The sequence below is a fragment of the Prochlorococcus marinus genome (genome assembly GCF_001180245.1).
Classification (GTDB): Bacteria; Cyanobacteriota; Cyanobacteriia; order PCC-6307; family Cyanobiaceae; genus Prochlorococcus_A; species Prochlorococcus_A marinus_F.
Map to the genome: position 1 here is coordinate 139,171 of NZ_CVSV01000116.1, position 13,979 is coordinate 153,149.

A 13,979-nucleotide genomic window follows, 5' to 3' on the forward strand; every position below is an offset into this window, starting at 1 on the left:
TGAGTTCACAAAATAAATAAGTAAATTTATACCGTTTCAGCTGAAGCTGTGGGGATCTCTTCGTTGTCATCAATCTGTTCAAATAACATTTGTTTATATTTAGCAGCCATTTCTTCAGCTTTACTAAAAACTTTTTGAGGGTCGGTTAGCATATCTCCTGGTTCAGGTTCAAGTGCTTTAGTAGATAATGAAATTCGCCCTCTTTCTGAATCAAGGTCAATTATCATGACTTTCATTTGGTCACTCACATTTAAAACGTTATGAGGAGTCTCAATATGTTCATGACTAATCTCAGAAATATGCAATAGACCACTAACTCCACCAATATCAATAAAGGCTCCATAAGGTTTAATACCTTTTACAGAGCCAACAACAACTTCTCCTACCTCAAGTCGGTTCATTTTTTTCTCAACTAAAGCTCTCCTATGGCTTAGTACTAATCTATTTCTCTCTTCATCAACTTCAAGAAATTTTAAAGGCAAATATTCACCTTCTAAGTCATCTTTAATTTTTCGAGCACTTATGTGAGAGCCTGGAATAAAACCTCTCAAGCCTTCTACCCTAACGAGAGCTCCTCCTCTATTTGTTGCGAAAACTTCAGAATATATAGTTGCATCTTCTTTTTGGAGTTGTCTAACCCTTTCCCATGCTCTTTGATATTCAATTCTTCTAATGGAGAGGGCTAATTGGCCGTCTTCATTTTCTTCACTCATTATGAAAAATTCTCTACTTTCTGAAGGTTGTAAAACATCATTAAGTCCTTCAACTCTATTTATTGAAACCTCCTGAACAGGCATAAAAGCAGCTGTTTTTGCCCCTATATCTATCATGGCCCCTTTTGGTTCTAAAGCAAAAACGGTACCTTTAACTAGGTCGCCAGGCTTGAAGTTATAGTCATACTTGCCTAAAAGTGATGCAAATTCTTCTTGTGTAAATCCTGCGTTGTCAAAATCCGTATTTTTTCTGCTAGAGGAAGAATCTGCTGAAGGTATATCGCTCTTCTCGAATGATAAATCTTCCTCATTTTGAGATGCTGAATCGTTATCTAACTCAGACGAATTTTTAATTTCTTGGTCTTCAGAAAGTTCTTTTATTGTTTGGGAAGAATTTTCGTTCATTTGTTGTATCGCAGACTACCTAAGGTAGTTAGAAAGGGATGCTACTAGCCTGCAAACCAATAGCAAAAACATTTGTGATATGTATTCTACACTTTAAGATGCTGAATTTTATGAAATTGAAGCTAATTGGTTTTTTGAACTTCCTTTTAGAGATTCAAGAGTTGAAATAAAATCTTTTACCCCATTAAATTTTCTGTAAACTGAGGCGAATCTTATATAAGCGACTTCGTTTTCTTTCCTAAGATTTTTAAGTATTAATTCTCCGATTTGTGAAGATTTAATATCTTTATTAGAATCTTGAACGATTTGAGATTCAATTCCATCTACGAAATTAATAATTGCTTCACTGCTGAAATTAGTCTTTTCGCATGCTCTTGATATGCCAGTAAATAATTTTTGTTTATCAAATAATTCTCTGCCACCGTCTTTCTTTATAACTGAAACTGGCATTGTTTCCACTCTTTCATAAGTTGTGAATCTAAAGCTGCAATTTAAGCACTCTCTTCTTCTGCGAACACTTTTACCACTATCAGCAGATCTAGATTCCAAAACTCTGCTATCTGTATTTTGACAGGTTGGACACTGCATATGGTGAAATAAGTTGCACTTTAACTCTAATAGTAGAGTAATATCCTAATTATGAAAAGTAAAAAAACCTCTCGTTAGAGAGGTTTTTTTTCAGAGTTCATTTTCTGTCGAATTTAGGTGGGTCTCTAAAGGCGACAGCAAAGAATAAAGTAACAACTGCGAGAGTTAGAATAAGAACGTAAGCAAAAGCTTCCATAAGATTAAGTGAATAAGTTTAGTTTAAACCCTTCCTGGGATTCTTCTTGTGGTTTCGTCACCAAGTTTCTTGAATAAACCAAATTCAACTTGGTCTCCAATCTCAGCATCAATACCAGCAAAGGAATTTCTGTAAAGGGTTCTTGAAGCATGCCACCAGTGGCCAAACAAGAATAGCAATCCGAAACATAAATGTGCATATGTAAACCATGCTCTCGGTGAGCTTCGGAATACACCGTCAGATTTATATGTATCTCTATCAAACTTAAATGCTTCTCCTAGTTGAGCCTTTCTAGCTAATCTTTTAACTACTGCAGGATCTGTAAATGTTTGTCCATCTAAGTCTCCTCCATAGATAGTTGCAGTAATGCCAGTTTGCTCAAATGAGTACTTTGCTTCAGCTCTTCTAAATGGGATATCTGCCCGTACATTACCTTCTTTGTCTTCAAGAATGACGGGGAAGTTTTCAAAGAAATTAGGAATTCTTCTAACTTCTAATTCGTTACCTTCTTTATCTTGGAAAGCAATGTGACCTTGCCATCCAGTTGGTAGACCATCACCATTAACAAGAGCTCCAACTCTGAATAGTCCCCCTTTAGCTGGACTATTACCTACATAATCGTAGAAGGCTAATTTTTCTGGAATCGATGCATATGCCTCTGATTTAGTAGCACCATCATCAATAGCAGCTTGTACTCTTCTGTTAATTTCAGTTTTGAAATAGCCTGAATCCCATTGATATCTAGTAGGACCAAAAAGCTCTATTGGGGTGGTTGCTGAACCGTACCACATGGTTCCGGAAACAACGAAAGAAACAAATAATACAGCAGCTAAAGCACTAGCGAGAACTCCTTCGAGACTTCCAAGTTTTAATGCTCTGTAAAGTCTTTCTCCAGGCCTGTTGGTAATGTGAAAAATACCTCCAATAATGCCCATAAGTCCTGCTGCAATATGATTAGCTACGATACCTCCTGGATTAAAAGGATTAAATCCTTCAACTCCCCACGAAGGTGCTACAGGTTCTACATGACCACTTAAACCATAGGGATCAGAAACCCAAATCCCCACGTTTGCGCAATGAAAAGCTCCAAAACCAAAACATGTGAGTCCTGCTAAAAGAAGGTGGATTCCAAAAATTCTTGGTAAGTCAAGAGCAGGCTCACCAGTTCTTGAATCTTCCCATAGATCTAGGTCCCAGTAGGTCCAGTGCCAAATAGAGGCCAACATCAATAGACCACTAAATACTATGTGAGCTGCTGCAACCCCTTCGAAACTCCAGAATCCAGGATCAACTCCAGTAGCACCCGTAATATCCCATCCATTCCAACTACTTGTGATTCCTAGTCTTGCCATAAAAGGCATAACGTACATCCCCTGTCTCCACATTGGATTGAGAACAGCATCAGAAGGATCAAAAATGGCTAATTCATAAAGAGCCATTGAACCGGCCCAGCCGGCTAATAATGCAGTATGCATAAGATGCACAGCAAGTAGTCGACCTGGGTCATTAATAACTACTGTGTGAACTCGATACCAAGGCAATCCCATCGGTTAATTTCTAGTAACTATGCTGAGTAAACAGCTAAACATCACGATAGTAAGGGTTTTTTAGTCTTTGAGGGATTTTTGTAAATAAATTTATTTTCTTGCAAAAATTGGGCAAATCCATTGGCAGAACAAAGTTTACAAGAAATTTTTAGCTAAAAACTGTTAATATTTTGGTCACAATTCTCAAAGTAAAACGCCAAAATAAGGAAAATAACAAAAAAAATGGCAACTATCAGATTTATCCGTGAGGACTTAGAGATTCAATGTAATCCTGGTGAAAACTTAAGGGAATTGGTAATGAAAGAAAACTTACAACTTTATGGTTTAAAAGGTATTCTGGGAAATTGTGGAGGAGCAGGACAATGCAGTACTTGCTTTATTTCAGTTGAAGGTGGAAACAAAAATTCTTTGAGTCCTCTTACATCTGTTGAAGAAGAAAAACTAAAAAATAGACCAGAAAATTGGCGCCTCGCATGTCAAACATTGATAAAATCATCTGCCGTAATTTTAACAAAACCACAATCTCCCCCCTCAAATTTGGAAGAACTAAAAAAAATTAGTGAAAATAAAAAATTACCGCGATAAATTGTTTAAGACTGTTAATCAGTTTATAAAATTTGTTTATTTTTCCACTTTATTCCAAGTTATATGTCTATAGTCTTAATACCTAACATAGAACTACCAATTAAATGGAAACAACTAACTTTGGATTTGTAGCTAGTCTTTTATTTGTAGGGGTGCCAACAATATTCCTGATTGGTTTATTTATTTCTACACAAGATGGAGAAAAATCAAGCTTCTACTCTGACTCTAGTAAAGGTAGGCTTGGGCCAAAACGCTAATACTTTAATAAATGCTTTGCATTTCTGTAGAGGAATTTTTATTTTGGAAAAAAAGGCAACTTTCTAAAGGAGGGGATCAACCATCTCTTGATGTTTTAGTTGATTGTATGGGCGGTATGACGTCTAGTTATCTAAACTTGAAAAGTATAAATCCTAAGGAAGAAATACATTTAAAAAAAAATTTAGAATTTTTAGAATCTATTTGGGATGATCATTTACAAAAATCTTGCCCAATTCAGTATCTTTGTGGAATAACTTTTTGGAGAGATTTAAAATTAAAAGTTACAAACAAAGTACTCATTCCCAGACCAGAGACAGAGCTCATAGTTGATATCGTCTTCAATATATTTCAAAAGAAATCAGAAAAATTATTTTTTGCTGAATTAGGAACTGGATCAGGTGCAATTAGTATTGCTTTGGCATTGGCTTATCCATTTAGCGAAGGAGTGGCAACTGATATAGATCAACACGCATTAGAAATTGCTAAAAAAAATTTTATAAATTCTTCTAAACAATCAAATTTGAAATTTTATTGTGGAAATTGGTGGTCACCTCTTGAAAGTTTTAAAGGAAAAATAGACCTCGCTATTTCAAACCCGCCCTATATTCCCAGAGATACTTATGAAAAATTACCCAAAGAAGTTAAGAATTTCGAACCTAAAGTCGCATTACTAGGTGGCGAAGATGGTTTAAAACATATTAGGGAAATAATACATAAAGCACCATTATTCTTAAAAGAGAATGGTTGGCTAATTTTAGAGAATCATTTTGATCAAAGTGAAAAAGTAAAACAACTACTTATTAAAAATAAATTTACATCAATAGAAATTGTGAAAGATCTTTCAGGTATTGGTAGGTTTACCATTGGAAGATATAAATAAATTATTATAGGTTCTTAATCTAAATGAATTTAGTAGACTGCAAAACTGCTTGGAGGACCCTTAAAAGTGGTTTGCCTATAATTTTCCCAACAGATACTTTACCTGCAATTGGATGCTTACCAAAATTCTCAAATATTATTTATGAGTTTAAAAAAAGAGATAAAAACAAACCCTTAATCCTTATGGGATCAGAACATAAACATTTAGTTGATTATGTTCACGAATCAGCAAAAGAAGATTACGAAAATTTAGCCTCAAAATATTGGCCTGGAGCTCTGACAATTATTATTCCTGCTTCAGCAAAGCAGACTGCACACCTTACTAGTAATGATCAGACTATTGGGTTGAGAATTCCAAATTCAAATATGGCACAATCTCTTTTGAGAGAAACAGGCCCTTTGTTAACTTCAAGTGCAAATATTTCAGGTTTTAAAGGATCAATTACAGCTGAAGGTATTGCTCTAGACTTCCCTTCTATAAAAATTTTGGGTCCCATCCCTTGGGGGAAAAGTACTGGAAAAGCTAGTACTATTATATTTTGGAAGAAGAGTGGAAATTGGAAACTGATTAGAGAAGGAGAAGTAATTGTTAGGGAATTGTATTAATGTTTTTATTATTATTTTTTGTTTTATTAATTCAATTTTTTACTCATTGGATATTTGAACCCCTTGCATCATTTTTAGAGTATATTCTGGAAATAAGATTTTTTCCTTTTGTTGCTCTGATAGGTTTAGTCTTTTTATTTTCAGCAAGAAATATTAAACAGAATTAAATAAATCAAAATGCCGGCTAACAGATTTGAACTGATGACCTTCGCTTTACAAAAGCGCTGCTCTACCGCTGAGCTAAGCCGGCAATCTCTTCATCTTACAATTAGGGAGGGTAAATTATCAGTATTTTTTTAGCTTTTTTTTAAATTTATTACTTTTTGATATCTTTGTTAGCTTTATCAGTTTTATCAGTTTTATCAGTTTTTTTGAATTTTATTTCTCCTGAAATAGTTCTTTTGATTGGCAAATTGGCAACTAGTGCAGTCATTCTATCTTCAGTTTCCAAACTTACTGCCACCTCCTCAAAATCAATTTCAACATATTTAGCAACTACATCAAGGATCTCTTTCCTCATTTTATCTAAAAGATCAGTTGTTAAGGAACTCATATCAACTCTGTCATGAGCAAGTACAAGTTGTAATCTTTCTCTAGCTGTATTCGCACTAGACGTTTCTCTGCCTAGTAATTTATTTATAAGATCTCTGAGAGTCATCATTTTAAAAAACCTTTGTTTGCATTAATCTCATGAATTTATCTTTAAGACTTTTGCCTTCTTTTTTAAGATCGATAATTGGTACATCTTTATTTGTAAGTCTTTTAGAAACATTCAAATAACATTTTTTTGCAGGAGATCTACCATCTGAAAGTGTCAGTGGCTCTCCTCTATTTGTACTTATTATTACCTGTTCATCTTCTAAAACAATCCCTAATAAAGGCAAAGAAAGGATCCCTTGAACATCTTCGATCGATAACATTTCTTGACTAGCCATCATGTTAGGGCGAACTCTATTGATTACAAGTTGAATAGGCTCAATATCTGAAGTATTAAGAATCCCTATTACTCTATCCGCATCCCGCACTGCCGATAATTCCGGGTTCGTTACAACAATAGCTTCTTTACAGGCTGCAAGAGCATTTTTAAAGCCATCTTCTACACCAGCAGGACAATCTACTAGTACAAAATCAAATTTCTCACTAAGAAGCTCACTAATTTTTTTCATATCTTCAGGTTTCATCCAATCCAACATCCTTGGATCTCCAGCAGGTAGAAGAGCAAGATTAGGTTCCTTTTTATGTCTAACCAATGCTTGGTCAAGACGACAATTTTTGTCTAGAACATCTTGAGCCGTATAAATGATGCGATTTTCTAATCCTAGAAGAAGGTCTAAATTTCTTAAGCCAAAATCAGCATCTAGTACAGCAGTTGTTGCTCCGCTATTAGCAAGTGCTATTCCTAGGTTTGCAGTTAAAGTTGTTTTGCCAACTCCTCCTTTACCTGAGCAAATTAATATTGTGCGAGTATTCTTCCCCACGATTTTTAAGATTTTACAAATAATAAAGCCGCTTGCAGAAAGTTAAATATTTTAAAGATTAAGTAATTCTTAAATTTATCTATTTTGAATTAATTTATTGCAAATTATTGATTAATTTTTATTTTCGATTAGGTGTGGTTTGATAATTATCGTTTGTTTATCTATTACCGCAATTTCTGGATAATAATTTTTGGGTTTTTCTTTTGGTCCTATAGCTATCACATCTGCAATTCTTAATTGTAAAGGGTTTAGATAAAGTGATCCAATAGATGCATTTTTATTTCCACTTTTACCTGCGAATGCGATCCCTAGTAATTTTCCCCAAACATAAATATTTTTCTTAGCGGAAACTATTGCTCCTGGATTAACGTCTCCAATAATGCATAGGTTTCCATTTGAAGATATTCTTTCACCGGATCGTACCGTTCCTTTGTGAAGAATATCGTCTTTCTTTTTTGAATTTAACGATAGTAACTTTTTTTTAATCTCTTGCTCTTTAATAAAAACTGAATCAATTTTTAAAGACTTCCCACTTAATACTGTATTTCTATTATTCGAGTAAATGCGCAAAGAACAAACATTAATTTTGATAAGTTGGGTTTTTAATTTTGCTAATTGATGAGAACTTATTGACTCGCTGACGGTAAAAATTTTTGCTTCTAAAGGTTCCTTGATTGAAGAAAACCTTTTGAAAGTTTCATAGATATTATCTAAATCTAATAAAGAAAAGATCTCTAAATATTCACTTTTAGTATTTTTTAAAACGATTTCCATTGAATTAAATCTAGGAATTGTTCTTTATTAATGAAATTTCATTTTTAATTTCATTTTTGATCATATCTGGATAAATGATAAAAGAGCTTTCCTCAGATCTCATTAAGGTTTTTATTAATGCAGAACTATTTTCTAATGCGCTTTGATGAGTGCCGTCCCATATTTTTAACGCATTATTAGATTCAAAACCTTTAAAAGATTTTTCCTTAATCCCACAAAATATTTCTGAATCATAACCATTCTTTTCGCATAATTTTTTGGCAAATGCAAGGATTTTTAATCTATTCATCTTGCTTAAAAAACTTATGTCCGATGCCTTTAATAAATCTCTGTCAATAAACATTTTGCACAGTGTAGAAAGTGGCTCAAAAGATTCATCTTTCCATCTAATCAAATGATAATAAAAAGTTATATCATCATTTCTTATAAAATCATCAAAATCAATCTTTGAAGGTGAAAAAATCCATTTATATAGATAATTATCTAACCAAATATTCTTTTCATAATTATGTTTTATTGTGTGTAATATTTTTTCTAGAATCCATGTTGATATTTCATTTATCTTGTGATTGTAGATAGTTCTATACATCAAGTTTCTAAGAACAAGGAAATGCTCAATAGCGATCACTCCTTTTGGTTTGATTCCAATATTCCCATCAGGTGAAAAAGTAAGAGCTGAAATTATTCTCTCTAAATCTACTAAACCGTAATTAGTACCTGTGTTGTAACTATCGCGTAAAAGATAATCGAGACGATCGCAATCAATCTCACTACTTATCAATGTTTTCAAAGGTTTTGAAAATATTTGTTTTGATTGAAATAATTCACAAATTTTTCTGGGTAAATCCTTGTCGTAGTTTTTGAGGATTGAATTTATTGGAGAATAATTTGTAACTAATTTTTCAGACCATTGTTCGTGATCATGCTCGAATATTGTTTCGCTGGTATGGCTTAAAGGTCCATGACCTAAATCATGTAGTAGAGCTGCTCCATAAAGAATAAATTTATTTTCACAAAATGAAGATTTACTTTCAATTAATCTCTTAAAAATTTTTCTAGCTATACAAAAAACACCAATTGAATGAGTAAATCTACTCGATTCTGCACCATGAAAAAGTAATGATGCCGCTCCAAGTTGTTTTATTCTTCTTAGCCTTTGAAAAGCGACTGTATCAATTAATTCCATAATCATTAATTCTTCTGGCTTTCCTGCATCAAATACTATTTCTTTATGAATTGGGTCATGAAAAATTCTTTTAATACTCATATTTTTAGATTTTTTTATTTTCAATCTTTAGCTATTTAAAGATTTAATTTCTTCATTGCTTAATTCAATTGTCTGAACTGGAACTTCTTCTTTTTCTAAAAGCGACCCTAAAAATAATTCCGCATTCCTCACCCATTTATCGTCAGTACTTCCAAAATCACTTGCATCCGGTAGATCAAGTAATTTGTCAGGTGTTATACCTTGGCCTTGAATATTGTTACCATTTGGTGTTATGTAACTAGCAACTGTTATCGCAATACCACTATCTTCTCCCAAACTTTTTAGGGATTGAATTAAACCTTTACCATAAGTTTTTTCTCCCATAAGAATTGACCTCTCATTATCTTTTAAAGAACCTGCAAGTATTTCACTGGCACTTGCAGTGCCTTTATTTACTAAAGTCACCATTGGTCCATCAAAAGATGTCTCTTTTTGAGAAATAATTGCATCTTTGATTCCATTTCTATCTTTAGTCTCGACTACGGGTTTCTCACTCAATAATGAGTCTGCAACTGCAATACCTGAACTTACTAATCCCCCTGAATTATTTCTAAGATCCAAGATTATGCCCTCAACCTCTTTCTCTTTTAACTCTTGAAGAGCCTCTTCAACTTTTTTAGGTACGCTTTCGCTAAATTGAGTTATCCTTAAGTATCCTATTGTGTGAGAATCGTCTCTTAATCTTTTTGTTCTAACTGGCCTGAGATCTACTGACCTCCTCTCTAAATCGATTTCCCTAATTTCTCCTGATTCCGTAGATAATTCAACTAAAACTTTTGTCCCTGATTCACCTCTTAACTTAGAGGCGGTACTTGCAAGCCCTAATTTTTCTGATGAGATTCCATCCACTGTCTCGATGATGTCCCCGCTTACTATTCCAGCTTCTTCAGCTGGCGACCCCCCAAGAGTAGAAATAACTTTAACTTTATTGTTATCATCTTCACCTAATTGAAGCCCAACACCATTAATTTCACTACCAAAATTACTTGATTTAAGTAGCTCATAATCTTTAGGGCGTAAAACTCTCGTGTAGGGATCGTCTAGAGGTCTTAACATGTCTTCAATCGCGGAATAAGCCTCTTCACTTGTTTCAATTTGTTTCTGTAACGTTTTTTGTCTAATTCTTTTCCATTGGATTTCATCAAACTTTTCTGGATCATAAAAACCTTCGTTTACTAAGGTCCAAGCGTCAAGTACTAATTGCCTGCTATCACTGAGAGCATCCACTCTTTCAATCAACAAAAGATTGATAGAAAAAACGATGATCATTGAGGCAGTGATGAAAGTTTTGAATGTTAAAAGTTTGTTAAAAGATGAATTCATTGGGTTAAGTGTTAACACCAAGTATAAGAATTTTAAGTAAGCTCTTTATATCAAAGCTAATTTTTTTTTGGATGGCGAATTCTTCATCTGTTTATGACTGGTTTCAAGAAAGACTTGAAATCCAAGACATAACTGACGACGTAACTTCCAAGTACGTACCCCCTCACGTAAATATTTTTTATTGTTTAGGAGGCATAACTTTAGTATGCTTCTTAATTCAATTTGCAACAGGTTTTGCAATGACTTTTTACTATAAGCCTACTGTTACACAAGCTTATAGTTCAGTTAGTTATTTAATGACCGATGTAAGTTTTGGATGGTTAATAAGATCTGTCCATAGATGGAGTGCATCAATGATGGTTTTGATGTTAATTCTTCATGTCTTTAGGGTTTATCTTACAGGAGGATTTAAAAGGCCAAGAGAATTAACTTGGGTTACAGGTGTTGTAATGGCAGTCATAACTGTCGCTTTTGGAGTGACAGGTTATTCCCTACCTTGGGATCAGGTGGGTTATTGGGCAGTTAAGATTGTTTCAGGTGTTCCTGCTGCAATACCAGTAATCGGAGACTTTATGGTTGAACTTCTTAGAGGTGGAGAAAGTGTTGGACAGTCTACTTTAACAAGATTTTACAGTCTTCATACTTTTGTATTGCCATGGTCATTAGCAGTATTCATGTTGATGCACTTTTTAATGATTCGTAAACAGGGTATTTCAGGTCCTTTATAAACCCTTATACTTAAACCATTATTAGTTTTTCCATATGTCCACGTTAAAAAAACCAGATCTGTCTGATCCAAAATTGAGAGCAAAGTTAGCTAAAGGTATGGGCCATAATTATTATGGAGAACCAGCTTGGCCAAATGATTTACTATATATCTTCCCTGTTGTTATCTTAGGAACTATTGCATGTGTAGTTGGATTAGCAGTTCTTGATCCTGCAATGTTGGGAGACAAAGCTAATCCCTTCGCAACTCCCTTAGAAATACTTCCTGAATGGTACCTATACCCAGTTTTTCAAATACTTAGAGTTGTTCCTAATAAACTTTTGGGTATTGCACTTCAAACATTAATTCCACTTGGATTAATGATTTTACCCTTTATTGAAAACGTTAATAAGTTTTCTAATCCATTTAGAAGACCCATAGCAATGTCTGTTTTCTTATTCGGAACTTTTTTAACGATATACCTAGGTATTGGGGCATGCTTGCCAATTGATAAATCACTAACCCTAGGACTATTTTAGACTCAAATCTTAAACATATCTAGATCGTTATACTCATTCCTTAAAAAATGATTCATTAATAAAAATCCAACAATTGTCCAAGTTTGATATGTTCTTGATTGTTGCCCAACCCAAGTACCAGTAGGACCATCAAAATATTCTGCCCATTCTTGCTTAGGCAATTGATTAAGTTGACACCAATATGATTCCTCAATTAAAGATTTCATTTCTTCCATGAGGATCACATCTTCTGAACCATAATGTTTTTGATGTAATAGGACAGCAGTACCAAAAAACCAAAGTAAGCTTGGCCAATGACCACCGTTATGGTAACTCCAAGGCCAATTTTTTGGATCGGATCCAGTTTTATTTTGCCATTCCTCGACATCCATATGAGGATGACAAATTCTCATAGGCATCTGAGCCATTAAATGCTGTCTGTTATGTAAAACTAATCTAAATAAAGCTCTTTGTTCTTCAGGAGGCAGAACTCCAAACATACATGCTAAAGAATTGCCTAAACTGTAAAATCGAAAGTCAGGCCTTCCTGTCCTAATATTTCCTATTAAGTAACCACCTCTATTCTCTAACCAATCTTGTAGCCATGAGGGAACCACTTGAGGTTGAACGTTAAATTCATTGAAGTGTTGATCATCACCATACTGCTCAGTTGGCCTTCTTCTTAAAATTTGCATTGTTTGGCTGGTAACCCAATAATGCTTTAAAAGAAAACTTCCTAAATCCTTAACCCATTGATTTGTAAGAACAAGTCTTTGATCTAAAAGTCTACTTACATGATCTGCTCTACTTAATTCCATTAAGTGAATGCAACTTTTTAAACATCCATGAAGTAAAACTTCAACTTCTAGTGGTGCGCCCCATACATCCATAGGTCTATCAATCATAAATGCGCAATCTGGAACAAAAAGTACTGGAGTACCCTCAAATGTTGGATGTAGAACTAGATCTAGTAGAAGTTGAATACCTCTTTGAACGCTTTGACTTTTCCCAAAGGCATAATCACCGCTCTTATTGACATAATACCAACATAAAATGGGCCACCATAAACTTGCATCGGCTGAAGTAATCCTCCCTATTGATCTCTGACCATAGTCTCCAATGAGCTGTCCATTTTCTTCAACAAAACTAGTAGGAAATACACCACGCGTTTGGTAATTAGAGCTTTGTAACTCAAGGCATACACTTAGGAACTTTTTGACAATTTCGTAACGTTTTTGGGTAATGAGGTAAATCATTACAGGAACATTGTCTCTTAAAAATATTTCTCCATAATTTAATTTTTTATTTTTTGTTGGATGTTCTAGTGCAGCGACGCTTCCTACTAGCTCGCCTGATATCTCAACCAAAGTCTTCTCGAAGTGTTTTTTTGCATTTGTTACAATTTTTTCCTCATCAGAACTTGGTCTTACTCTTAAATTTTTTTGACTAAATCTTTCTGCCATTTCATTTATATCCCTATATTTAAGCCTAGTTGTTTAATGAGACTTTGATCAAATAAAAAATTAATAAAAAATTTTTGTATAAAAGGTTGCACAATTACAGTCGGATGGTTTAGTATTTTCTTCTGGGCAGAAATATACTTTTTGCATTATTCAGGAAATTATCTTAAATCTAATTTTTGGTAAATGAATGAATTTTTTGAAGATTTGATTTAGATCATTTTTTTCAGCCAGAAGAAGGTTTTTACCTTCGAATAGAGTTGATCACTTGTTGTTTAACTCTGCACCTAGAAAATTTAAAAACTTAGGAACTGATGCTTTTATTGCGTCAAGAGCAACTAAAATTTTTTAGTTATCTCAAGATGTATATGCAATAAAGGTGTGAGGTCCCGTCAAGAATATATAAAAATGTCATCAATTGCTAACTTTTAGCTTTGATGCAAACGGATCTGAGATCTTGGAAAGTCACTTTAAAATATTTTTAATGTGCACTCAATGTAATCCTTAAAATTTAAGGAGGCTGAAACTAAATTCAAAAACTGAAGTTTTTATTTGGATAAAGCAATTCATTTTGAGTAGATTTATCTACAAAAGGATTTGAACACAACGGAGAGTTTGATCCTGGCTCAGGATGAACGCTGGCGGCGTGCTTAACACATGCAAGTCGAACGAACCT

At 34.0% G+C, this 13,979-nt stretch carries 16 protein-coding genes, 1 tRNA gene and 1 rRNA gene; 7 read left to right on the forward strand and 11 right to left on the reverse strand.

The genetic code is table 11. The annotated features are described in order from the left end of the window. Positions 1–26 precede the first annotated feature (26 nt). From AMO19_RS04975 to psbB, 4 genes are all read right to left on the reverse strand, one after another. Positions 27–1,118 carry a 30S ribosomal protein S1 gene (locus AMO19_RS04975; protein WP_075507569.1) on the reverse strand — a complete coding sequence of 364 codons (1,092 nt, stop codon included), beginning with the start codon at positions 1,116–1,118 and terminating at the stop codon, positions 27–29. Between the two features lie 108 nt (positions 1,119–1,226). Beyond that, complete coding sequence (gene nrdR / locus AMO19_RS04980) at positions 1,227–1,706, reverse strand: transcriptional regulator NrdR (RefSeq protein ID WP_075507570.1); 480 nt, start codon at positions 1,704–1,706, stop codon at positions 1,227–1,229. 97 nt (positions 1,707–1,803) lie between these two features. Then, the gene (locus AMO19_RS04985) at positions 1,804–1,902 is read right to left on the reverse strand and encodes a photosystem II reaction center protein T (RefSeq protein WP_011131951.1); all 99 of its coding nucleotides are present in this window, start codon (positions 1,900–1,902) and stop codon (positions 1,804–1,806) included. Positions 1,903–1,925: 23 nt separating this feature from the next. Then, the gene (gene psbB / locus AMO19_RS04990) at positions 1,926–3,449 is read right to left on the reverse strand and encodes a photosystem II chlorophyll-binding protein CP47 (protein ID WP_075507571.1); all 1,524 of its coding nucleotides are present in this window, start codon (positions 3,447–3,449) and stop codon (positions 1,926–1,928) included. A 222-nt stretch (positions 3,450–3,671) separates the two neighbouring features. On the opposite strand from psbB, the gene AMO19_RS04995 reads away from it, so the two are divergent. From AMO19_RS04995 to AMO19_RS05010, 4 genes are all read left to right on the forward strand, one after another. Further along, complete coding sequence (locus AMO19_RS04995; protein ID WP_075507572.1) at positions 3,672–4,034, forward strand: 2Fe-2S iron-sulfur cluster-binding protein; 363 nt, start codon at positions 3,672–3,674, stop codon at positions 4,032–4,034. A 104-nt stretch (positions 4,035–4,138) separates the two neighbouring features. Continuing rightward, positions 4,139–4,291, forward strand: coding sequence for a photosystem II reaction center protein PsbM (psbM, locus tag AMO19_RS05000; RefSeq protein WP_011817804.1), 153 nt, complete (start codon positions 4,139–4,141; stop codon positions 4,289–4,291). An 11-nt stretch (positions 4,292–4,302) separates the two neighbouring features. Beyond that, positions 4,303–5,172, forward strand: coding sequence for a peptide chain release factor N(5)-glutamine methyltransferase (gene prmC / locus AMO19_RS05005; protein WP_075507573.1), 870 nt, complete (start codon positions 4,303–4,305; stop codon positions 5,170–5,172). 23 nt (positions 5,173–5,195) lie between these two features. Next, positions 5,196–5,777, forward strand: coding sequence for an L-threonylcarbamoyladenylate synthase (locus tag AMO19_RS05010; RefSeq protein ID WP_075507574.1), 582 nt, complete (start codon positions 5,196–5,198; stop codon positions 5,775–5,777). 178 nt (positions 5,778–5,955) lie between these two features. Here AMO19_RS05010 and AMO19_RS05015 read toward each other — a convergent pair. The 6 genes from AMO19_RS05015 to ctpZ form a co-directional block, all read right to left on the reverse strand. Then, positions 5,956–6,027, reverse strand: a tRNA-Thr gene (locus AMO19_RS05015). Positions 6,028–6,093: 66 nt separating this feature from the next. Further along, positions 6,094–6,438, reverse strand: a complete 345-nt coding sequence (gene minE, locus AMO19_RS05020; protein ID WP_025894000.1) for a cell division topological specificity factor MinE — start codon at positions 6,436–6,438, stop codon at positions 6,094–6,096. A gap of 1 nt (position 6,439) precedes the next feature. Beyond that, positions 6,440–7,255: a septum site-determining protein MinD gene (minD, locus tag AMO19_RS05025; protein WP_075507575.1), complete on the reverse strand. Its 816-nt coding sequence runs from the start codon at positions 7,253–7,255 to the stop codon at positions 6,440–6,442. Positions 7,256–7,366: 111 nt separating this feature from the next. Further along, positions 7,367–8,029 (reverse strand): septum site-determining protein MinC, encoded by a 663-nt coding sequence (locus AMO19_RS05030; RefSeq protein ID WP_075507576.1) that lies wholly within the window; start codon positions 8,027–8,029, stop codon positions 7,367–7,369. Positions 8,030–8,039: 10 nt separating this feature from the next. After that, on the reverse strand, positions 8,040–9,296 hold the full coding sequence (locus tag AMO19_RS05035) for an HD domain-containing protein (RefSeq protein WP_075507590.1): 1,257 nt from the start codon (positions 9,294–9,296) through the stop codon (positions 8,040–8,042). Positions 9,297–9,323: 27 nt separating this feature from the next. Beyond that, positions 9,324–10,619, reverse strand: coding sequence for a carboxyl-terminal processing protease CtpZ (gene ctpZ / locus AMO19_RS05040; protein WP_075507577.1), 1,296 nt, complete (start codon positions 10,617–10,619; stop codon positions 9,324–9,326). Between the two features lie 71 nt (positions 10,620–10,690). Here ctpZ and petB point away from each other — a divergent pair, with 71 nt between their 5' ends. Both petB and petD read left to right on the forward strand, forming a co-directional pair. After that, entirely contained in the window at positions 10,691–11,347 is a 657-nt protein-coding gene (gene petB, locus AMO19_RS05045; RefSeq protein WP_011817812.1) for a cytochrome b6, read from the forward strand. Positions 11,348–11,381: 34 nt separating this feature from the next. Then, positions 11,382–11,864: a cytochrome b6-f complex subunit IV gene (gene petD, locus AMO19_RS05050; RefSeq protein WP_002808353.1), complete on the forward strand. Its 483-nt coding sequence runs from the start codon at positions 11,382–11,384 to the stop codon at positions 11,862–11,864. Positions 11,865–11,866: 2 nt separating this feature from the next. On the opposite strand, the gene AMO19_RS05055 is transcribed toward petD, so the two are convergent. Further along, positions 11,867–13,306 (reverse strand): glycoside hydrolase 100 family protein, encoded by a 1,440-nt coding sequence (locus AMO19_RS05055; RefSeq protein ID WP_075507578.1) that lies wholly within the window; start codon positions 13,304–13,306, stop codon positions 11,867–11,869. 600 nt (positions 13,307–13,906) lie between these two features. On the opposite strand from AMO19_RS05055, the gene AMO19_RS05060 reads away from it, so the two are divergent. After that, positions 13,907–13,979 (forward strand): 16S ribosomal RNA (locus tag AMO19_RS05060); the annotation flags it as partial.